This window comes from Thermopolyspora sp. NPDC052614 (assembly GCF_040678635.1).
Lineage (GTDB): Bacteria > Actinomycetota > Actinomycetes > Streptosporangiales > Streptosporangiaceae > Thermopolyspora.
On sequence record NZ_JBFATZ010000027.1, the window covers coordinates 61877 to 83091 of the forward strand.

21 protein-coding genes are annotated in these 21215 nt (G+C 69.1%); 7 read left to right on the plus strand and 14 right to left on the minus strand.

What is annotated here, in order from left to right; translation table 11 throughout:
• Positions 1–19: 19 nt before the first annotated feature.
• Positions 20–433, minus strand: coding sequence for a cobalamin B12-binding domain-containing protein (locus AB0K60_RS34740; protein WP_364065088.1), 414 nt, complete (start codon positions 431–433; stop codon positions 20–22).
• 159 nt (positions 434–592) lie between these two features.
• On the opposite strand from AB0K60_RS34740, the gene AB0K60_RS34745 reads away from it, so the two are divergent.
• Positions 593–1879: a hypothetical protein gene (locus AB0K60_RS34745; RefSeq protein ID WP_364065090.1), complete on the plus strand. Its 1287-nt coding sequence runs from the start codon at positions 593–595 to the stop codon at positions 1877–1879.
• An 8-nt stretch (positions 1880–1887) separates the two neighbouring features.
• Here the strand turns inward: AB0K60_RS34745 and AB0K60_RS34750 are convergent, their stop codons facing one another.
• Together AB0K60_RS34750 and AB0K60_RS34755 are read right to left on the minus strand one after the other, a co-directional pair.
• Complete coding sequence (locus tag AB0K60_RS34750) at positions 1888–2880, minus strand: pentapeptide repeat-containing protein (RefSeq protein ID WP_364065092.1); 993 nt, start codon at positions 2878–2880, stop codon at positions 1888–1890.
• A gap of 124 nt (positions 2881–3004) precedes the next feature.
• Positions 3005–3586 (minus strand): HAD family phosphatase, encoded by a 582-nt coding sequence (locus AB0K60_RS34755; RefSeq protein WP_364065095.1) that lies wholly within the window; start codon positions 3584–3586, stop codon positions 3005–3007.
• Between the two features lie 360 nt (positions 3587–3946).
• Here AB0K60_RS34755 and AB0K60_RS34760 point away from each other — a divergent pair, with 360 nt between their 5' ends.
• From AB0K60_RS34760 to AB0K60_RS34770, 3 genes are all read left to right on the plus strand, one after another.
• Positions 3947–4807, plus strand: coding sequence for a hypothetical protein (locus tag AB0K60_RS34760; RefSeq protein WP_364065097.1), 861 nt, complete (start codon positions 3947–3949; stop codon positions 4805–4807).
• Between the two features lie 70 nt (positions 4808–4877).
• A complete protein-coding gene (locus tag AB0K60_RS34765) occupies positions 4878–5276 on the plus strand; it encodes a hypothetical protein (protein ID WP_364065099.1) in 399 nt (132 codons plus the stop codon).
• A complete protein-coding gene (locus tag AB0K60_RS34770; protein WP_364065101.1) occupies positions 5255–5722 on the plus strand; it encodes a hypothetical protein in 468 nt (155 codons plus the stop codon). The genes AB0K60_RS34765 and AB0K60_RS34770 overlap by 22 nt, the downstream gene beginning before the upstream one ends.
• Positions 5723–5792: 70 nt before the next feature.
• Here AB0K60_RS34770 and pcrA read toward each other — a convergent pair whose 3' ends face one another.
• Positions 5793–8063: a DNA helicase PcrA gene (gene pcrA, locus AB0K60_RS34775; protein WP_364065104.1), complete on the minus strand. Its 2271-nt coding sequence runs from the start codon at positions 8061–8063 to the stop codon at positions 5793–5795.
• 124 nt (positions 8064–8187) lie between these two features.
• Here pcrA and AB0K60_RS34780 point away from each other — a divergent pair, with 124 nt between their 5' ends.
• Positions 8188–8904: a PIG-L deacetylase family protein gene (locus tag AB0K60_RS34780; protein WP_364065107.1), complete on the plus strand. Its 717-nt coding sequence runs from the start codon at positions 8188–8190 to the stop codon at positions 8902–8904.
• Between the two features lie 65 nt (positions 8905–8969).
• Here AB0K60_RS34780 and AB0K60_RS34785 read toward each other — a convergent pair whose 3' ends face one another.
• The 10 genes from AB0K60_RS34785 to AB0K60_RS34830 form a co-directional block, all read right to left on the minus strand.
• Positions 8970–10403 carry a hypothetical protein gene (locus AB0K60_RS34785; protein ID WP_364065110.1) on the minus strand — a complete coding sequence of 478 codons (1434 nt, stop codon included), beginning with the start codon at positions 10401–10403 and terminating at the stop codon, positions 8970–8972.
• A 168-nt stretch (positions 10404–10571) separates the two neighbouring features.
• On the minus strand, positions 10572–11267 hold the full coding sequence (locus AB0K60_RS34790; RefSeq protein WP_364065112.1) for a CPBP family intramembrane glutamic endopeptidase: 696 nt from the start codon (positions 11265–11267) through the stop codon (positions 10572–10574).
• A gap of 19 nt (positions 11268–11286) precedes the next feature.
• Complete coding sequence (locus AB0K60_RS34795; protein ID WP_364065114.1) at positions 11287–12057, minus strand: neutral zinc metallopeptidase; 771 nt, start codon at positions 12055–12057, stop codon at positions 11287–11289.
• 57 nt (positions 12058–12114) lie between these two features.
• On the minus strand, positions 12115–13581 hold the full coding sequence (locus AB0K60_RS34800) for a glutamate--cysteine ligase (protein WP_364065117.1): 1467 nt from the start codon (positions 13579–13581) through the stop codon (positions 12115–12117).
• A 77-nt stretch (positions 13582–13658) separates the two neighbouring features.
• Positions 13659–15557, minus strand: coding sequence for an ABC transporter ATP-binding protein (locus tag AB0K60_RS34805; RefSeq protein WP_364065119.1), 1899 nt, complete (start codon positions 15555–15557; stop codon positions 13659–13661).
• Between the two features lie 3 nt (positions 15558–15560).
• Entirely contained in the window at positions 15561–16094 is a 534-nt protein-coding gene (locus tag AB0K60_RS34810; protein ID WP_364065121.1) for a redoxin family protein, read from the minus strand.
• 153 nt (positions 16095–16247) lie between these two features.
• Positions 16248–16424, minus strand: a complete 177-nt coding sequence (locus AB0K60_RS34815) for a hypothetical protein (RefSeq protein WP_364065124.1) — start codon at positions 16422–16424, stop codon at positions 16248–16250.
• Between the two features lie 118 nt (positions 16425–16542).
• Positions 16543–17073, minus strand: a complete 531-nt coding sequence (locus tag AB0K60_RS34820) for a MauE/DoxX family redox-associated membrane protein (RefSeq protein ID WP_364065126.1) — start codon at positions 17071–17073, stop codon at positions 16543–16545.
• Between the two features lie 239 nt (positions 17074–17312).
• Positions 17313–17948, minus strand: a complete 636-nt coding sequence (locus AB0K60_RS34825) for a response regulator transcription factor (protein WP_364065129.1) — start codon at positions 17946–17948, stop codon at positions 17313–17315.
• A complete protein-coding gene (locus tag AB0K60_RS34830) occupies positions 17945–19135 on the minus strand; it encodes a PspC domain-containing protein (protein WP_364065132.1) in 1191 nt (396 codons plus the stop codon). The genes AB0K60_RS34825 and AB0K60_RS34830 overlap by 4 nt, the downstream gene beginning before the upstream one ends.
• Before the next feature lie 133 nt (positions 19136–19268).
• Here AB0K60_RS34830 and AB0K60_RS34835 point away from each other — a divergent pair, with 133 nt between their 5' ends.
• Both AB0K60_RS34835 and AB0K60_RS34840 read left to right on the plus strand, forming a co-directional pair.
• Positions 19269–20873 carry a PspC domain-containing protein gene (locus AB0K60_RS34835; RefSeq protein WP_364065135.1) on the plus strand — a complete coding sequence of 535 codons (1605 nt, stop codon included), beginning with the start codon at positions 19269–19271 and terminating at the stop codon, positions 20871–20873.
• The gene (locus tag AB0K60_RS34840) at positions 20866–21078 is read left to right on the plus strand and encodes a hypothetical protein (RefSeq protein ID WP_364065138.1); all 213 of its coding nucleotides are present in this window, start codon (positions 20866–20868) and stop codon (positions 21076–21078) included. Before AB0K60_RS34835 ends, AB0K60_RS34840 begins: the two co-directional genes overlap by 8 nt.
• The last annotated feature ends 137 nt before the right edge of the window (positions 21079–21215 follow it).

A 21215-nucleotide genomic window follows, 5' to 3' on the forward strand; every position in this document is an offset into this window, starting at 1 on the left:
CACGATAGCGAAGGCGATGTCATACCGTCGTCGGAATGGCGGACCGTACCCAGTCCACGATCTCCTCCATCGTGGCCCCCGGAGTGAAGACCTTCGCCACGCCGAGCCGTTCGAGCTCGGGGATGTCGGCGTCGGGGATGATCCCGCCGCCGAACACGACGATGTCCTCCGCCTGCTGCTCGCGCAGCAGGTCCAGTACCCGCGCGAACAGCGTCATGTGGGCTCCCGAGAGGATCGACAGGCCGATCGCCGCCGCGTCCTCCTGAATCGCCGCTCGAACGATCTGCTCGGGCGTCTGGTGCAGCCCGGTGTAGATGACCTCGACGCCCGCGTCCCGCAGCGCCCGTGCGACGATCTTCGCCCCCCGGTCGTGCCCGTCCAGCCCCGCCTTGGCGATGACCACCCGAACGCCCGCCAGAGCCGCTTCGCCCATGCCGACCTCCCAGCCCAACCTTGCACCGGCTCCTCATAGGCTAGCCGTACGCGGGAGACCCGCCCCTCCTGCCCGAAGCCCGGCGGAGTGTTTCGCCGGGTGTTTCGCCGGGTGTTCAGCCGGGTGTTTCGCCGGGGACCGCGTGCGTGTTTTGATTACATGGAAAAGCATGGCACCGGGCTTGTCGGCGACGGCGGCGACGCAAAGGGGATGGGCATGCATGAACAAGGCGGAAATCCCGACTTACGGCCCTCCCGAGGGACCGTCACGAGCGAGCAATTCATCGAAAATCGCCGAAGTATCGGCCTGAACGCCAAACACCTGATTCCCAAGGCGATCGAGCATCATGGTCTCGCGGGCCGGCAGGTCCCGTTGCTCACCCAGCCCGGCTGGATCCCCGGCGCTCCCCTTCCGCTGGACCGGGTTCACCTCGAACTCGATATCAAGCCCCAGAACGACTTGAGCCAGGCACGCAGGGCGACCTCCCACTATTGGCCGCCCGTGCCGGGGACCACCCATCCGTCCTATTCTCAGGCGGTCGGTGAGCACCACCGCCCCAGCAGGTGGTACGACGGCCGATCCTTCCGGCTGATGGACGTTGCGCCGCACGGCGCCGCGCAGAACGCGGAGCCGGCCCAACAGGAGGTCACGCTACGCTTCGCGCTGGGCACCTACTTCGACGCCTACGACACGTGCGAACCCCTCGGCTATGAGGCGGCCCTGTCTTACGCGCGCACTTCGGGGCAGACCATCGACGGGCCCTATCGTCAGTGGCTGAACGATCCGTTCGACCTCCGCAATCGATGTGCGGTTCCGGGGGTCAACACCCTCACCATCCGCCGTTCGGACAATGAGACCACCTTCTACCTGCACGAGCGCACGGGAGTGGCCACGGCCATGGGAACCACCCACGTGGTTCCGGCCGGGGAGTTCCAGTTCTCCGGGCAGACGGCCGAGCCGTTGGACGCGGAACTGGATCTTCGTTCGACGATCATTCGTGAATATGTGGAGGAGTTTCTCGGCGCCGAGGACGTCCTCAGCCCCAAACTGCACAAGACCGCCATCGACTTCTCGGCGACCCGGAAGTACAGCCCGCTCGTCAAGGCGATCGCCGAGGGGGAGGCCAAGATCTATTATCTGGGGCTGGGGCTCTACCCGCTGACCTGGAAGCCGGAGATACTCGTCGTCTGCGTCTTCGAAGCACGCCTATTCGACAAGGTTTTCCGCGACATGCAGCGCGAGGTCTACGAGGGGAAGATCGTGGGCGCGACTCCTCTCAAAGGGTTCCGGTACGCGCTCAGAGGCAGGCGCGGGCCATATCAAGGTCTGCGGTTCGATGAAGAGACCGTGTCCTATCATCGAGACCTGCCGACGACACTTCCCGCGGGGAGAGCCTGCCTGGCCCTGGCGTGGAAGTATTGGGAGGAAAACAAACTCCCGCTGTGACCACACGGTCAGAAAGGTTCCGGCGGCGGCACCATCATGCGGTGGCGGCCCAGGTGTTCGACAAGTTGCGGATGCCCCGCCAGGCCATCCCCGACTCTCAGGTCGTGCACGGGCCTTGCCTCGAGCAGTTGCGATTCGCTCAGGTTTTGAACGTTCCGGAAATCGCCACGGAGCCAGGTGTCCACCATGATGGTCCTCGCGACGTCGGTGGCGTCCAGTCGTGCGTTGAGCAGCCACGCCCCGGTCAGGTCGGCCCTGTGGAGCGTCGCCCCGCACAGATCGGCATCGATGATGACGGCCCTGGGCAGTTTCGTCGCGACCAGACGGGCGTCTCTCAGCACGGTGTGCCGCATCGAGCATCGCAAGAGGTTGGCCCCGTCGAGGATGGCCTCACTCAGGTCGGTCCGGTCGAGCAGTGCGTGCTGCAGGTCCGCGCCGCTGAGATCGGTATTGATCAGGCGGGCATCGCGGAAATTCGCCCGCGCGAGGCCGGCATGCGCGAGTCGCAGGCCGCTCAAGTCGGTGGCGCTCAGATCGAGGATTCCCTCCGGCTCCGTTCGCGCGGGGCGGGTGGCGAGCACCGTCATGGCGGCCACCACGTCCTCGTCCGGCCTGCCCGCGCGCGCCGCCCCCGCGGGCGAACGGGTCCGCTCGCGGACGAAGGCCGTGATGGCCGACACCACCGCGTTGTGTTGCTCCGGCGATTCGCGGAGGATCTCGCCCAGCACATTGATTCCCCCGATCCGCCTGACCATTTCGGTGGACGACATCGCCGAGACACCATCATTGAACCGGCTGGTGAGTTGCTGGCGCCGGTTCACGACGTAGGCGCCGGCCGCGATGATCAAAGAGAAGATTCCCAGCGATTGGATGAGAGTCTGCCGGGCTCCATTGATGATCTCAGCTTTCTCCGGAGGATCCATCCCGCTCAGATCCCCCGCCAACCACCTTGCGCCGGGGTAAAGCGCCACCCAAAGCAGTGCGCCGGAAAAAAGGATCACCAGGAGGTAGAAGACGTATCGGCCTGCCAGGCGATGGCGTAAGGCCCATAACCACCCCATGCATCTATGTAACACCACAGGGTGGCGAGGGAGCCGATATATATGAAGGTGTTACCCCGCCTTTTCAGCCTGCCGCCGGCAGAAGTCGCCGCCGCAACGAGGCCGCGTCCTCGAACAGGACACCGGTCATGCCGGCCTCTTCCGCCCCCGCCACGTTGGCCGGCCGATCGTCGACGAACACGCATTCAGCGGGCTCCACGCCGAGTTCGGCGGCGACGGTCAGATAGATCTCCCGATCGGGCTTGACCATGCCGAGGCGGCTGCTGAAGAAAAGGCGATCCATTCGGCCCAGCCAGGGCAGCCGCTCGACGGCGTCGGCGAGTTCCAGCGGGGCATTGGACAGCAGGGCCAGATTGTGGCCGCGCTCGGACAGGTCGTCGAGCAGCCGCACGGTTCCCTCGTCGGGGTGCAGCCAGCTCTCGACGTCCAGTTTCACCAGCCGACGCACATTTGCGGCCGGGGCCACGGTGGACCAGTATTCCTCGGCGGTCACCCGCGCTCCGTCGTACTGCTCGCGGTGGTTCCAGTAGGCCTCCCAGAACTCCTCGGGCGTCGGGCCCTGAGCCGCCTTGACCATGGCGTCCTGATCGGCTTGCGGCTGGTGCAACCCGATCACGCCGGCGAAATCAAAGATGATCCATGCCATGCCGTTCATTCTGGCCTGTCCGCCGGACGATCGCGGCGTTGAAACCGCGGCGAAGGCGGTCCGGGCGACCTGCGGCGACGGCGCCAGGGCGGCGCGGGCGATGCGGCGCGGCAGGCAGCGGGGAAAAAGACCGGCTCTTCGCGTGGTTTGTCACGTTATGGCACTACCCTGGCGACCGCGAACATCCGTGGCTGAAACTCCGTGTGATTGCGGGTGCCGATTCTGTCATTCTTCGCTTTTCGTCAAAGTTTGAAATAACGCCAGTATTGGCCATTCTGAGATAGCTTCGTGATCTTGGTACGGCAGACTTCCGGCGGCCCTCCGTGACGGGGAGAGGGAATTCGAAGGGATCCCCCCAATATGAGACGTCTGATCGCGGGATTAGCCTGCGTCGCCGTCGCGGCGTTGACGGCGCCGGCGGCGGCGACGGCCGCGCACGCGCGGTCGAATACGGTCGGACCGAATCCGGTGAACGCGCTGCGCAAGCAGTTTGCCGCGAATGGCGGCGTGAAGTACAGGTCAAGCACGAAGCTGAAGAATCAGCTTGTCGCGACCACGACCGGATCCTTCCGGTTCGGCCGTTCCGGCGTGGTCGCCAGCACGCTCACCACCCGCATCCGGGTGGACCCGGCCGATCTGAGCGAGAACCCCCTGCTCGCCGCGCTGCCCGAGCGCACCATCAAAATCGGCGACACGACGTACATCAACAGCGGCGTGCTCCGCTCCGAGCTTCCCCCCGGTCGGCCGTGGGTCGAGGTGAACAAGGGCCCGGCGACGGGCCTGCTCGGCGTCTTCGGCCAGCTGATCAACCCCACCGAGCCCGCCACGCTCAAGACCCTGCTGGCCGCCGGCAGGTCCAAGCGTCCGGGCGGCGTGGTGGACGGATCGAAGACCACCGTGTACAGCGGCACGGTCACGATCGCCAGGCTCTACAAGGTCTCCCCCTGGCTGCGGGGCGCGCTGCTGGTGAAGCCCGACGCCAAACTGGCACGTACCAAGCTCGACTGGCGGCTGTACGTCGGCGCGGACGGGCTCCCCCGGCGGGTGGTGTCCTCCTGGTCGCCGGCCGCGCTGGGGGCGGGGAAGGCGAAGTTGTCCACGGACAGCCGTTTCACCTCGTGGGGCACGAAGGTGAGCATCAAGCCCCCGGCCGATGACGAAATCATCCAGATCGGCGAGACCGAGGCGGAGCTCACATCGCCGATTCTCACCTCGAAGTGACAATCGGCACTTCCTATTTCATTTCGGACAGTGGTACGGCCCCGCGCGGGCCGTACCACGAAAGGACATCATGAAGAAATTCGTCGCCGTTGTGGCGGCCACCCTCATCGCGCCCGCCCTGGTCGCCGCCGCGGCCACGCCGTCCGCCGCCCAGGCCGCGCCGCACGACCCGGCCGCCGCCATCAAGCAGCAGTTCGCCAAGAAGAGCGGCGTCCGCGTCGACGACACCCTGCGGCTGGCCATCGGCCGGGACGTCCTGCTGCGTGGCCGCGTGTCGGGCCTGGTGCGTTTCGGGCCGGCCGGAGTGAACGCCTTCAGCCTGAAGTCCTCGCTGAGGGGCTCCGAGCTGAAATTCGATGCGCACAGCATCGCCACCGGGAAGCACTACTACGTGCGGAGCAACGAGCCCAGGACCCGGCCCAGGCCAGGACCATGGGCCTCGCGAACATGGTCAACGCCCTTGACCTGAAGGCGCTGAGGGCCGTCCTCGCCACGACGAAGTCCAAGACGCCGGGTGGCCGCGTGGCGGGTGCGCGGACCGTGCTCTACACGGGCGCCATCAGCCTGCGGCAACTGGGCAAGGTGTCGGAGCAGGCGCGCGCCATGGCCGAGCTGCTGAAGGACGAGAAGCCGCTCAAGGTGTCGTGGAAGCTCTGGGTCGCGAAGGACCAGTTGCCTCGCCGCTTCACCACGTCGCTGGTTCTGGCCAGCGACCCGAAGGTCGGCAAGGCGGTCATCTCCTCCGACACCCGCTTCAGCGGCTGGGGCACCAGGGCGCAGGTGAAGGCGCCGCCCGCCGCGCAGGTCATCGACATCGAGGACCTGGCCTCGGGTGAGGAGCTGGCGGAGCAGTTCTCCGGCCAGGCGCTCATTCCGTTCGGCGACCCCTACGCGGGTCTCAAGCTGGAGCAGTGATCCAATCTAGGGAAAGGATCCGATCCAGCTGACGCAGGCCCCGGCGGTCGTCCGCCGGGGCCTGCCTCGTTCAGAGCTTCTCGATGGGGGCGTAGGTGAGCAGGAGGGTCTTCACCCCGCCGCCACCAAAGTCGATCTTCGCGCTGGTCTTGTCGCCCGCGCCCTCGACGGCGACGACCGTGCCGAGGCCGAACTTGTCGTGCGTGACGCGGTCGCCCGGCGCCAGGCTGGGGATCGGGCGGCCGGCCCGCTTCGGCGCCGCCGCCGTGGCGGCGCGGGGCTCGCGGGCGACGGCCGCCGCCTTGGCGGTCTTGCGCGGGTCCGTACGCCATTCGACCAGGTCCTCGGGCACCTCGGAGAGGAACCGCGAGGCGGGGTTGAACGACGGCGCCCCCCAGGCGCTGCGCACCGCCGCCCGCGACAGGTACAGCCGCCGCTGCGCGCGGGTGATGCCCACGTAGGCGAGACGCCGCTCCTCCTCCAGCTCCTTCGGCTCGCCGAGCGAGCGCAGGTGCGGGAAGACGCCGTCCTCCAGGCCGGTGAGGAACACCACCGGGAACTCCAGCCCCTTCGCGGTGTGCAGCGTCATCAGCGTGACGACGCCCTGCCCGTCCCCGCCGTCGGGGTCGTCGGGGATCTGGTCGGCGTCGGCGACCAGCGACACCTGCTCAAGGAAGTCCACGAGCGTCCCGTCGGGGTTGGCCTCCTCGAACTCCTGCGCCACCGCGATCAGCTCGTTGAGGTTCTCCAGGCGGCTCCCGTCCTGCGGGTCGTCGGAGTTCTCCAGCTCGGCCCGATACCCGGTACGGCTCAGCACCTCCTCGGCCAGCTCGGAGACCGGCAGCTCCTTGCGCCGCAGATCCTCAAGCAGCTCGGTGAAGTCCCTGATGGCGTTGAGCGACCGGGTGGCGAGGCCGGGCACGTCCTGCGCCTGCTGCAACGCCGCCCAGAACGAGATCCGTTCCCGCGCGGAGTACGCCTCCACCATCGCCTCGGCCCGATCGCCGATGCCCCGCTTGGGCACGTTGAGGATGCGCCGCAGCGACACGGTGTCGCTGGGGTTGGCGAGCACCCGCAGGTAGGCCAGCAGGTCGCGGACCTCCTTGCGCTCGTAGAAGCGCACGCCCCCGACCACCTTGTACGGCAGGCCGGTCCGGATGAAGATCTCCTCGAAGACCCGGGAGGCGGCGTTCGTCCGGTAGAAGACGGCCACGTCGCCGGGGCGTACCCCCTCCTCGTCGGAGAGCCGGTCGACCTCCTGGGCCACGAACATGGCCTCGTCGTGCTCGTTGTCGGCGACGAAGCCGACGATCTTGGCGCCGGGGCCCTGGTCGGACCACAGGTTCTTGGGCTTGCGGCTCTCGTTGCGGGAGATCACCGCGTTCGCGGCCGACAGGATCGTCTGGGTGGAGCGGTAGTTCTGCTCCAGCATGATGGTGCGCGCGTCGGGGTAGTCGCGCTCGAACTCCAGGATGTTGCGGATCGTCGCGCCGCGGAAGGCGTAGATCGACTGGTCGGCGTCGCCGACGACGCACAGCTCGGCGGGCTCGACGGCCTCGGCGGGCTCGTGCCCGTCCCCGCCGACGAGATCGCCGTCCACGGTACGCCGCTCGGGGCGGCCGACCAGCTCCCTGATCAGCACGTACTGCGCGTGGTTGGTGTCCTGGTACTCGTCCACCATGACGTGCCGGAACCGCCGCCTGTAGTGCTCGGCGACGTCGGGGAAGAGCTGGAACAGCGTGACCGTCAGCATGATCAGGTCGTCGAAGTCCATCGCGCCGGCCTCGGTGAGGCGGCGCTGGTAGGACGCGTACGCCTGGGCGAGGGTCTTCTCCAGATGCGTGCGGGCCCGGTCGGCGGCCGTCTCGTAGTCGACCAGCTCGTTCTTCATCGCGCTGACCTGCGCGGAGAACGAGCGCGGCGGGTAGCGCTTGGGGTCGAGGTCGAGCTCGCGGCAGACCAGCGCCATCAGCCGCTGGGAGTCGGCCTGGTCGTAGATGGAGAAGCTGCCGGTGAAGCCCAGCCGCTTGGCCTCCCGCCGCAGGATGCGCACGCACGCGCTGTGGAAGGTCATCACCCACATGGCCTTGGAACGCGGGCCGACCAGCCTGTCGACGCGCTCCTTCATCTCCCGGGCGGCCTTGTTGGTGAACGTGATCGCCAGGATCTCCCCGGGATGCACGTCGCGCTCGGCGAGCAGGTAGGCGATGCGGTGGGTGAGCACCCGCGTCTTGCCGGACCCCGCGCCCGCGATGATCAGCAGCGGCGAGCCGTGATGCAGCACGGCCTCGCGCTGCTGCGGGTTGAGTCCGTCGAGGAGGTGGGAAGTTCCGGTCGGCACCCACCTAGGTTATGACCGCCGGGCACCGGAGTCCCCACTTCTTCCGCGAAAGTTCTTTCGAATGGGAGGCCGAGTCCGGCGACCTGCTGCGAATCGGCTATCTTGCCGCAAGAGGGAGGTCCAAGTGCTGGATGACGCTGAGGTGCGCAAGGTTCTCGCCGTGGTCGCCCACCCCGACGACGTCGATTTCTCCGCCGCCGGGACGATCGCGACATTCACCGACAAGGGCATCGAGGTCGTCTACTGCGTGGTCACCGACGGGGACGCCGGCGGGTTCGACCGGGAGGTGGACAACGGCGGCATGGCCGAGCTGCGGCGGGCCGAGCAGCGGGCGGCGGCCGAGTGCGTGGGGGTGAGCGACATCCGGTTCCTCGGGTACCCGGACGGGACGGTGGAGCCCACGCTCGGGCTGCGGCGGGACATCGCCCGGGTCATCCGGCAGGTACGGCCCGACCGGGTGATCACGATGAGCCCGGAGCGCGACTACGAGCGGATCGGGCGGGGGCATCCGGACCACCGGGCGGTCGGCGGGGCGACGCTCGACGCCGTCTATCCCGACGCGCGCAACCCCTACGCCTTCCCCGAGCTGCTCGCCGAGGAGGGGCTGGAGGCGTGGACGGTGCGTGAGGTGTGGCTGGGCGGGCCGAACCACAACCACTGCGTGGACGTCACCTCGACGATCGACCGCAAGATCGCGGCGTTGCGCGCGCACAAGAGCCAGACCGGCCACCGCGCCGACATCGAGGACCGCATACGCGCCATGCTCGCCGCCAACGCCAGGGCGTACGGGCTGCCCGAGGGGTCCTACGCGGAGCTGTTCCAGGTGGTCGAGACCGCCTGACGGGACCGAAGGAAAAGGCCCCGGCCGGCTGAGCGCCGGCCGGGGCCGTGAGGTCACGTGCCTGATCAGGCGGTGGCCGCCTTGTTCGGGCAGGTGAAGGAGAAGTGGGCGCCGCCCCTCTGCGGGTTCGGGGAGGTCACGATCAGCGACACCGCGCCGGTGGTCGTGTCACCCTGGGCCGCCGGGTCCACCTTGAGCGAGACGGAGGCGAACCGCTGCACGTCGATGGTGCCGCCCTCGACGGACCGGCCGTTCACCACCCAGCTGTAGGTGACCTTGGTCGGGCCGCTCACCGCGATGGTCCCGCTGACGCTGACGCCGGGGGCCTTGCCGTTCGCGCAGGTGGTGTTGTCGGCCGACGCGCTGACGTCGACGTCCGTCACCTTCGCCTGCGGCGGCGCGGGCTTGGTGCACTTGACGCTCGCCACGGCGACGTTGGAGACCGCGTGGTTCGGGTCGAGGATCTCGATCCAGCGCTTGGCCACACCGCTCTCGGTGAACGTCACCGCGTCCGACACGCTCCTGGCCTTCGGGCCGTGCTTGCCGAAGAACACGGTCTGCACCGGGCCGTTGTAGTTGGGGCCGGCCCAGCGGTACTTCACGACCGCGCGGCCATTGGCGCTCACCGTGCCGGTGAAGGTGCGCTCGACCGGGCAGGCGCCCACGTAGCCGCCCGCGCCGCTCGCCGAGGCCCACGCCTTGACGGGCTCGTCGCGCTCGACCGGCCTCTTGCACCACACGGTGTAGAAGTCGGTGTCATCGTCGCCGTGGCGCGGCCGCACGATGTCGAGCTTCACCGAGCCCTTGTGGCTGTGGCGCGGGTGGAAGGTGTAGTACACCTTCTTGGCGCCGTAGACCTTGATCGCGCCGTCGTCGACGACCTCGCCGTTGTGGATCCAGCGGTACTTCACCCAGGTCGGCTTGCCGACGCGGATCAGGCCCTCGGCCGTGACCTTGCTGTACGGCGTGCAGACGCCGGAGAAGTCCGGCACGTCGACGGAGGCCGTGACGAAGCTCGGCCGCTCGACCTCGTCACGGAAGGACGGGGCGCACGACACCGAGAAGTAGCCCTTCTTGGTGGTCGTCTTGCGCGGCTCGAGCACCTGCAGCGCCTGCCAGCCCTTGACGTCCTCCTTGAAGGTCGACTTCTCCTTCACGGTGACGTACTTGGTGCCCTTGCCCCGGAGGGTCAAGGTCTTGACCTTGCTCTTGGAACCGTCGCCGTGCAGCCAGCGGTAGGCGACGGTCGTCTTGCCCTTCACCTTCACCTTGATCTTCGAGGTGAAGGTGACGTCGACCGGGCACTCGCCCTTGAAGTGCTTGGGTGAGGCCACGGGAGTGGTCGCGTAGACCCCCGTGGCCGCGGTCGTCGCGGCGGTGCCCGCCGCGGCGGTGCTCGCCGACGCCGACCCGGCCGTCAGGCCGATCGCCATGGTGGCCAGCACGGCCACCCCGGCGCCGGCCGCGGCGAGTCTTCGGACTAGGCCTGTGGACTTCATGCGGGTGCTACTCCATTTCGACAAGGGACATGGATTGGAGGTGGTCGCCGCGCCGACATGACCGTGCCGGACCACGGCGAGGACCTTTAAACGATTTTTACTCAACCACGGTTGCCTATGCGCGCTCAAGTGATGTATAGGAACGGTCGCTCTGCGTGGGTACGCGATTTATCGGGTCAACCGGCGCGCGATTCGGGCGGCGAAAAATCCCAGCGAGTTGGTGGCCGTGTGCAGCATTGCCGGAGCCAGCAGGCCCCCGCGCCGCCGCAAAGCGCACAAGAGCACGCCCGCGGCGGCCGTCGCCACGACCGTTCCGGCGACCGCGCCGACGGCTCGCCGTACCGCCGAATTCTGGTTATCGGCGATGAATGTTTCACCCGAGAGGGCGGAATTGGCGCGGGCCATGTCGAGGGCGGGCAGCACGTGCCACAGGCCGAACAGGGCCGAGGAGACCGCGGTGGCCGCCGCCCGGCCGTGCGAGCGGGCGACCAGGCCGTGCACGACGCCGCGGAAGCCGACCTCCTCCAGCAGCACGGTGCCGATCGGCACCTGCAGCAGGATCTCCTCGGCGAGGCGCGCGCGGGAGAGGCTCAGGGCCCGCTTGTCGAGGAAGAGCGGGCGGGTGCGCGGCCAGACGACGCCGACCGCGTACACCGGGACGACGCCGCCGAGCGTGAGCGCCGCGCCGAGGAGCGCGCCGCGCCGTCCCCGCTCGAAGCCCAGCTCCCGCCAGGACAGGCCGGAGCGGCGGGCGAGGCCGATCAGGGCGACGGTGGCCGTGGCGGAGGTGAGCGGCGCGAGCCGGGGGGCGACGCGGTTGTTGAGCACGTTCGCGGTCGTGAGGATCGCCAGGGTGCCGAGCATGCCCCCAGTCAAGCGCACATCAGGCCGGAAGCGGGTCTCCCGCCACCGCGCAGGCCTCGATGCCGCGCTTGTAGCCCCGCTGGAAGGCCTCCTGCCGCTGCGGGCCGGTGCCGTGCGCGTCCGGGCGCCACCATTCGTCGGTGGGGTCTCCGGCGGCGGCGAGGTTGTTGAACAGCTCGCGGTCGTCGCCGTCCTCTTGGGTGAGCCGGTTGGCCTTCACCAGCCAGCCGATCACGTTGCCGGCGTAGCAGTCGGCCTGCAGCTCGCGGTCCTTGTTGAACTTGAAGTCCGTGGTGAGCTGCGCCTGTACGGCGTGGCCCAGCTCGTGCGGGATGATCACGTAGACGGCGCCGTCGCCGATCTTGTTGTACAGGTCCTCCAGCCAGCGTTCGTCGAAGGCGACGAAGTGGCCGATCGGGCAGTAGAAGGCGTTGTCCGGGGTGGCCCGCTGCTCGCCGCAGTTCGGGCCGTTGTCGCCCACGTAGGGGACGAACCGCTGGATGGGGCGGTACTCGCGCCCGTCCGCCGCGAACTGCTGCTGCCAGTACTGCTCGGTCAGCGTGCGCGCCAGCACCACGTCCTCGGCGAAGTTGTCGCCCGCGAGGGTGGTCGACTTGCGGGTCATCGCGCCGCCCTCGCGGGCCGACGACGCCTGGTCGGCCTGCTCCTCGGTCTGGGCGCCCTTGTCGTCGTAGCCCAAGATGTCCTCGAAGCCGGGAAGCGGAGCGCAGGCGACCGTGAGCGCGGCAGCCAGCACGATCACCAGAGAGACGATTCCACGTGGCTTCACGGTTAAATCGTGACCTATTCGCCCCTTCTATGGGGGGAACTTCGCAACATTCAACTGTCAAAGGGGCCAAAGGTGCACGGGTTCATTCCTGTGCATGTACTCGATGTAGCGCAGCGTCATCTGGCGCAGGGCCTCGTGCCGGTCGCCGGTGTCGAGGGAGCGCACCGTGTGCGTCTGCCAGGCGGCGCCGTTGCGTCCGGTGAGGCAGCGCTGCTCGATGATGCCGAGCAGGCGGTCGCGGTGGTCGGGGGCCACGCCCAACGCCGCCAGGCCCTCGTGGGCCAGCGGCAGCAGGCGGCGCAGCACCAGTTCGGCGGCCGGGACCTCGCCCAGGCCCGGCCAGTACAGCTTGGCGTCGAGGCCGTGGCGGGCGGCGTTGTGCAGGTTCTCCGCGGCGGCCGAGAACGACATCCGCGTCCAGACCGGGCGTTCGGCGTACGGCAGCACGCGCATCAGGCCGTAATAGAACGCGGCGTTGGCGACGATGTCGGCCACGGTGGGCCCGGCCGGGAGCACGCGGTTCTCGACGCGCAGGTGCGGGCGGCCGTCGACGACCGCGTACACCGGGCGATTCCAGCGGTAGATCGTGCCGTTGTGCAGGGTGAGCTCGTTCAGGTGCGGGGTCCGGCCCTGGTCGAGGGCGTGCTCGGGGTCCTCGTCGTCGCACAGCGGCAGAAGCGCGGGGAAGTAGCGGACGTTCTCCTCGAACAGGTCGAACACCGAGGTGATCCAGCGTTCGCCGAACCAGACGCGAGGCCGTACGCCCTGGGTCTTCAGCTCCTCCGCGCGGGTATCGGTGGCCTGCTCGAACAGCACGATCCGGGTCTCGCGCCACAGCTCCCCACCGAACAGGTACGGCGAGTTCGCCGCCACGGCCACCTGCGCGCCGGCGATCGCCTGGGCGGCGTTCCAGTGGGCGGCGAAGTCGGCGGGGGCCACCTGCAGATGCAGTTGCAGGCTGGTGCAGGCGGCCTCGGGGGCGATGCTGTCGGCGTAGGTGTCCAGCCGTTCGACGCCGTCGACGGCGATGTGCAGGTCCTCGCCCCGCGCCGCGAAAATCTGCTCGTTGAGCAGCTTGTACCGGGGATTGGCCGACAGCTTCGCCTCGTCGACGTCGCTCTCGCGCAGCGTCGGCAGGATGCCGATCAGCACCATGTGACCGCCGACCCCCGCCGCCCGCTCCTCGGCCCGGTTGAGGCGTCGCCGTATCGTCTCCTCCAGGGCGGCCAGGCCGTCGCCGGTCAACTCCTGCGGCTCGATGTTGATCTCGATGTTGAACTGGCCCAGCTCGGTCGCCCAGTCCGGCTCCGCGATCGCGTCGAGCACCTCGGCGTTCTTCATCGCCGGCTCGCCCCGCTCGTCGACCAGGTTGAGCTCGATCTCCAGCCCGGCGAGCGGGCGGTGCCCCTCGAACCGCTCCTCGCGGAGCATGCGGGCGAAGACGTCCAGGCAGCGGCGCACCTTCTCCCGGTAGCGCCGCCGGTCCTGATGGCTGAAGGTGATCGCGGGTACGTCTCGCCCCATCCGGCCCCTCCCTCACTCATCAGCGTCCCACGTAGCGTGGGGACTTGCACCATAGGTGCGCAGTGCGCCTGATTTGGTCAGAGACCCGCCTGCCGGCGGAACAGGTTTAGGGCCTCCTCGAACGACACAGGAGCCTCCTCCACATAGCCTTCGGCCTGCGTCCGGAACAACTCGGCGTAGATGCCGTCCCGGGCGATGAGCTGCCGATGCGTTCCTTGTTCCGCGACCTTGCCGTTCGCCAGCACGATCAGCGTATCGGCGTCGCGGACGGTGTTGAGCCGGTGCGAGATGAGCACGTTCGTCTTGCCCTGCCGATGCTCGCGTAGCGTGCGGTGGATCTGGTGCTCGGCCTCGGCGTCCAGGCCGGAGCTCGGCTCGTCCAGGATCATCAGGTCGCGTCCGTCGCGGAGATAGGCGCGGGCGAGGGCCAGCCGCTGCCACTGGCCTCCGGACAGACAGACCCCGATCTCGCGGTCACCGGTCTCGTTCGGGTCATCGTCCGGGTCATCGTCCGGGTCATTGTCCGGGTCATCGTCGGCGTCGGCGAAGAAGACGCGCGACAGCAACGTGTCGTAGGAGTGCGGGAGCCGCGTGATGAAGTCGTGAGCTCCGGTCGCCGTGGCGGCCGCGGTGATCCGGCCGCGATCACCCAGGCGGGTGAGATCGCCGAGGCCGATGTTCTCCGCGGCGGTCAGGTCGTATTCCATGTAGTCCTGGAAGACCGCGCCGATGCGGGCGCGCAACTCGGCGGGATCGATGTCTCGCAGGTCGACGCCGTCCCAGCGGATGGCGCCGCGTTCCGGGTCGTACATCCGGCACAACAGTTTGATCAGCGTGCTCTTGCCCGCGCCGTTGTGTCCGATCAGCCCCACCGTACGGCCCTGCGGGATGGTGAGGCTGACGCCGCGCAGCACCCAGGGGTGCTCGGGAGAGTAGCGGAACCACACGTCGTCGAAGACGATCGCTCCCTTGAGCGGTGCGATCGCCGTGGGACGGGCGGCGACGGGCAGATCGGGTTCGGCGTTCAGGACGGCCAGATAGTGGTCGAACAGCAGCAGTTGCTGGTGGGACTGGGCGATTGACTGGATCAGCGACAGTCCGGCCGTCTGGACTCCGCCCACCGCGGCCACCAGCAGGGAGATGTCCCCGATGCTGATGCGGCCGTCGGCGGCGGCCAGCACCGCCCAGATCAGCGCGCCTCCGGTGATCACCGCGCCGCCGATTCCGGTGAGCGCCTGGGCGCCGAGCTGGCGGACGTCCAGCCGCCGGTTCTCGATGTTGGCCTTGCGGCGTTGACAGGACATGAGCGCGCGCAGGTGGGCGCCGATGCCGAACAGGCGGATCTCCTTCGCGGCCTGGGTGTTGATGAGCAGGTCGCGGAAGAAGAACTCGCGACGCCCGATGGGGCTGAGCCGCCAGAACAGCGAGGCGCGCCGGCCCGCCAGCCAGAGTTCGATGCCGAGGATCGGGACGGCGGAGGAGAGCACCAGCACCGGCATCCAGGGGGAGACGACCAGGAGCGAGCCGAGGAATCCCAGTCCGGTGATGACGGCGGCGACGACGGAGAGCGCGGAGGAGAGCACCACGCCCGGGGTGGTGCCGCCGTGCTGCACGGCCATCTGCATGCGGTTGAGGAAGACCGGATCTTCGAACCTGGCCATGCCCACGAACTTCTCCGTGGCCGCGAAAAGCCGGTCTTGGGCGAGCAGTCCCACCCGGCGCTGGGTCTCCTGCGAGGCGAAGTGGCCGATGTGCGGAATCACCGCCGCGACCACGCCGGTGGCGGCCAGCACGAGCCCCAGGACGACGATCGGCTCGATGCCCGCGCCGGACGTGATGGCGTCCAGGACGAGTTTGGTCAACCAGGCGACGACGATCGGGACGAACGCGGCCACCAGCGTGAGCGTCGCGAAAAGGGCGGTGAACAGGCGGCCGGCCTGCCAGCTGAGCCGTACGGCCTCCAGGATCCTGCGCACGGTTCAGACCTCCACCAGGGCGAGCAGCAACTCTTCGATCTCCGCGCCGGAGGCGCGCACCACCCCGTCGCCGTCGATGATCGCGAAAGCGGGGTACGCCCTGATGCCCAGCGCCGTACCGAGGCGCCCGGCGTGCTCAGGCTCGTGGACCACCGTGGCGATGGGGGCCAGGAGACGGTGTTTGTCCGCGAGGGCCTCGGGGTCTCCCACCAGCAGGACGAGCGCTCGCTGGCGTCCGCCGGAGAATGACCGGGCCAGTTCCAGGAACGCGGGGAGTTGCTCCTGGCATGCCGGGCATCCTTCGGTGAAGGCACCGACCAGGGTGATGCCGTCGGCGAAGAACCGGGTGGAGACCGGCTCTCCCTGCGACGTCCAGGTGGTGAAGGCGCCGACGGGTGCGCCGGTCGCGCGCACCGGGCTCAGGCGCGACGGTTGCGTGGGCGGGTTCGGCGGCGGGTCGTGGCGCGCGCGGAGCCGACGGATCACCCCCAGCGTCAGCACCAGGTTCAGTACGCCGATGGCGCCAACGACAACCACGAAGATCGACATAAGGACTCCAGACAGGCCGGACAGGACGGTCATGCCTCGGCGGGCGATGGATGACGGAGCCGAAGGCGCCGTGCCGCTTCGTGGGCACGGCGCCTTCGGCTCGGATCAGCACGGTCAGCTCGGGGGCGGATTCACGAATCCCTAGCAGGTCACTTCCCGCCCCTTCTCGATCCAGAATCTCTTCGCGTCGAAATCGACGCAGAGATTCTGATAATGGCCCTTCGGACGGTCCCAGCCCGGCACGGGCGGGACGTTGAAGGTCCCGCACGTCCCCGTGGCCACGAGACTGTTCGGCAATTCAATGCAGATCTTCGCCATGTCTTTCCTTTCTTGCGCTCGCCCTTGTCCGACGGCGAGGAGCAGGAATTCGTGTCACACATCAACGTAACGACCGATCGCATGGCAACGGCATATCCGGGGTTTCGAGCGGGCATGCTCACCCGAGCGGGCGAAATAACGCGGCGATATCGTCGGTGAGTATCACCAGACCCGCGCCGGCGAGGCCCGCCAGCGCCGCCGCCGCGACCCCGCCCGGCTCCGGGGCCGCGCTCCAGGCACCCGGCCCCAGCACCGCGCCGGTCAGCGAGCAGGCCAGCAGCACCCCGTTGCGAATCAGCTGGGCCGGTCCCACCGCCACGGACGAATCCCAGAAGCAGGCGCAGGACACCCGACGCCGCGCCCGTATGGCGGCCGTGATCGCCACCGTGAACACGGCCAGCAGGACGACCGCGGCCACGAATCCGGCCCGCGCCGTGACCGGCACCGCCAACAGGGCGGCCACCGCCGACTCCCCCGCGATCATCAGCGGGGCCAGCGCCTGGCGGCGCGACGGCGGCAGGCCCGGCGCGAGCCCGCCGATCGCGGCGAGAAAGGCCGAGTAGGCCCTGCGGCCCCGCACCTTTCCGGCCACCGAGGCCAGGAAAACCGTTCCGACCATGATTTGGCAACCCAGCAGAACGTAGGGCATGGAATTCCCGCATCGATATCCCGAAACCTGTGCCGACCGCTCCCCGCCGGTACCGGGGGAAGACGAGTCAAGGGCACCGCCTCATATCGAGGCGATGCCCTTGACGGTGACGCGACCTATTCGATCGCTCTTGAGCCGACCACGGACAGGAAAAGGCTAGGAATCGAGCGCATGGAAGGCGCATGGTCGGGGCATGCGCGGCAGCGCGCGCCTCATCCGTTCGATTCGCCGCGGCCGGGTCAGACCAGGCGGCGGGCGGTGGCCCAGCGGGAGAGTTCGTGACGGTTGGAGAGCTGGAGTTTGCGCAGGACCGAGGAGACGTGGGTCTCCACCGTCTTGACGGAGATGAACAGCTCCTTGGCGATCTCCTTGTACGCGTAACCGCGGGCGATCAGGCGCAGGACCTCGCGTTCGCGCTGGGTGAGGGAGTCGAGTTCGGGGTCGATGGGCGGGGCCTCGGTGGAGGCGAAGGCGTCCAGGACGAAGCCGGCCAGGCGCGGGGAGAAGACGGCGTCGCCGTCGGCGACGCGGACGATCGCGTCGGTGAGCTCCCGGCCGCTGATGGTCTTGGTGACGTAGCCGCGGGCGCCGCCGCGGATGACGCCGATGACGTCCTCGGCGGCGTCGGAGACCGACAGGGCGAGGAAGCGCACCTGCGAGCCCTGGCCGAGCACGCGACGCAGCACCTCCTGGCCGCCGCCGCCCGGCATGTGCACGTCGAGGAGGACGACGTCCGGCTGCAGCTCGGCGATCGCCGCCACCGCGGAGTCCACGTCCTCGGCCTCGCCGACGACCTCGATCTCGGGTCCCAGCTCGGCGCGCACGCCGGAGCGGAACAGCCGGTGGTCGTCCACGATCAACACCCTCGTCGTCATGGCTCCTCCCGCTTCATGGTCAGCATCACTTCGGTCCCCTCGCCCGGGGCGGTCTTCACGCGGGCGCTCCCCCCGTTGCGCTCCATCCGGCCGATGATCGACTCGCGGATGCCCATGCGATCGGGGGGCACGGCGTCCAGGTCGAAGCCCTTGCCTCGGTCGCGGACGAAGACGGTGACCTCATCGGGCTCCACCTCCGCGTAGACCGACACGACGGATGCCCCAGAATATTTCGTCGCGTTGACCATCGCCTGCCGGGCCGCCTGGACGAGCGCGTTCAGGCGCGGCTCCAGGTCGCAGTCTCCCACGCAGACGATCTCGATCGGCACGCCGTGCTCGTCCTCCACCTCGGCGGCGGCCCGGCGTACGGCGGCGGCGACGGTGGCGTCGGCGTCCGCCTTCGGCTGGTAGAGCCAGTTGCGCAGCTCCCGCTCCTGGGAGCGGGCCAGGCGCAGCACCTCGCGCTGGTCGTGCGCGTTGCGCTGGATCAGGGTGAGCGTGTGCAGCACCGAGTCGTGCACGTGCGCGGCCACCTCCGCGCGTTCCTCCTGGCGGATGCGCTCGCGACGCTCGTTCTGCAGCTCCTTGACCAGCACGGTGATCCACGGCGCGGCGATGACGGCGATGCCGCCGACCACCACGCCGGTGAACACCAGGCCCGGGCGGGCCTCGGCCAGCTCGCCGCTGGCCGCCAGGAAGCCGGCGGCGCCGACGACGACCAGCAGCAGGCCGAAGCCGGTGCGCACCCAGGTGCGGCGCACCTGGCGGACCGCGCCGCTCATCCAGCGCTGGCGCCGCGCGGTGTCGGCCTGCTGCCACAGGACCAGGGCGCCGATGCCGACGGCGGCGATCGCCCACGTGCCGAAGCCGCCGGTGGAGGCGCCGGTGAGCATGGTGAACGCGCTGAGGGCCAGGCCGATCGCGCCGTACGCGGCGACCTGACCCCAGTCGCGGGTGGGGCGGGGGCCGGTGTGCGGCTGCGTGGGGGTGAATATCCACAGCGCCGCGTACGCGACCAGGCCCACACCGCTGACGATCGTGAGCAGCAGGAAGGCCAGCCGCAGCACGACCGGGTCGAGCCGCAGCTGGGCGGCCGCGCCCTGCGCGACCCCGGCGACCAGGCGGCCCTCGACGGGGCGGCTCAGCCGGGGGTACGGGGCCTCGGTGACGGTGGGCATCTCAGACATCTTCCATGCATCGTCACATGTGAGGGAGGAAAAGCGCATCAGGGCGTGCCCTGACTTCCGCCCTGATGGCTCGGGGGTGGGTCAGGGGTGTCCCCGATGTCCTCGGGGGGCGGGTGGGAGCACGATAGGGGACATGAGCGCGACACCTCCCGAAACGGGCACCCGGCCGCCCGACGCCGTCGGCGGCGTCCTCGCCCGCAGCGACGAGGGGCGCATGCTCACCGGCGTGTGCGCGGGGCTCGGGCGGTACGCCGGGATCGACCCCGTGCTGGTGCGGGTCGGCATGGCCGTGCTCGTGCTCGGCTCCGGTATCGGGTTCTTCCTGTATATCGCGGCGTTTTTGCTGATGCGGAGCCCCGACGGGGGGCCCGGGTACGTGGAGCAGTGGACCAACCGGGTGATCGACGCTCAGGCGGTGCTGGCGTTGCTGACCGCGGTGCTCGGGTTCGGGCTGGTGATGAACCTGTTCGCCGACAGCACCGGGCCGGGGACGATCGTGGTCGGGACGATGATCGCGATCGCGTTGCTCGCGGCGCGGAGCCGGGGGGTGGATCTGGTCGCGGTCGCCAGGTCGCTGCCCGAACGGCTGTCGTATCGGCGGCGGCGCGGGCAGACGCCGGTGGGGCGGCCGTATCCGTTCCATGATCCGGCGTACGGCTCGCGGGGGCGGGAGACGGCCGCCACCGAAGCTCCTGTCGCTGAACCTCCTGTCGCCGAAGCTCCTGTGCCCGAAGCTCCTATCGCTGAGCCTCCTATCGCTGAGCCCCCTGTCCCCGAGCCTCCTATCGCAGAGCCTCCTGTCGCTGGGCCTTCTGCCGCAAAGCCACCTGTCGCAGAGCCTCCTATCTCCGAGTCTCTGGCCCACGAACCTCCGGTCGTACCGCCTGAGCCCGCGACGCAGGAGACGCCGGTCGCCCGGCCGTCCGCTCCCCCGCGGCCGGACGACGGATTCCGCAGGCTGAAGGACCTCGCCGCCGAGGCCCGGACCTCGGCGTACGCCTGGCGGGAGGCCTTCGCCCCGCACGGCCCCTACAACCCGCCCACCAGGTACGCCGAGCAGGACCCATACGGCTACGACATGGGCGGCTACGGCGGCGCTCCCGTGGCGACGACCGCCCCCCGCAAACGACCGCGCTCCTTCGTCGGGCCGGTGACCCTACTCATCGCGATGCTCGTTGGAGGAATCATGGTGGCGAGCCAGCCGTCCGGATCTGCGGTGAACCTTCCCGTGGTCGGAGGGGCGGTGCTCATCACGATCGGCGCGGGGCTGCTCGTGACCGCCTGGTTCGGCCGGGGCATCGGACTGATCGCCGCGGGCACCATCGTGGCCCTCGCGCTGATCGCCGGAGGCACGCTGCACGGCGTCTCGAACCGGGTCGGCTCCTACACCTGGGCGCCGGCCACCACCACCGAGGCCCTCGCGGACCGGTACGAGGTCGGCATCGGCGACGCCACCCTCGACCTGACGCAGACCGAGGCGGCCCCCGGCAGCCGTACCCGGCTGAACGTGACGATCGCGGTCGGCACGTTGGAGGTGATCGTGCCGCCGACGGCGCGGGTCGAGGTGGACGCCGAGGTCCGGGTGGGCGACATCACGGTCGGCCGGTCCACGCGCGGCGGCACCGGGCTGAGCCTGCACACCGTGCTGGAGCCCGTGAACGCCGGCGGGGCCCAGGCCCCGGTGTACGAACTGCACCTCAAGGGAGGCATGGGCGACGTGGAGGTGCGGCATGGATGACGGGCGGCGTCCGGAGCGCGGGCGCGGGCTGCGGCACTCGACGGACTGGTTCGCGCTGCTCGGCGGCCTGCTGTTCATCGGGATCGGCATCCACTTCATCGCCGGGCCGCGCCCCGATCCCCTGCCGATGCTGGCCGTCCTGCTGGTGGGGCTGGCCGTCTCCGGGCTGGTCGCCCTCACGGCGAAGGCGGCTCGCAGACGCTGACTCCCCATTTTGGGGGGTTGATTCCGCACAGCATCGGAATAACTTGAGCACTGTTAGTTTGCTCACATCCATCAGTTCATTCGGTGCGGTGCGATATGCCACAGTCGCGTCCGGCCATCCGGTGCCTCAGCCGGGGA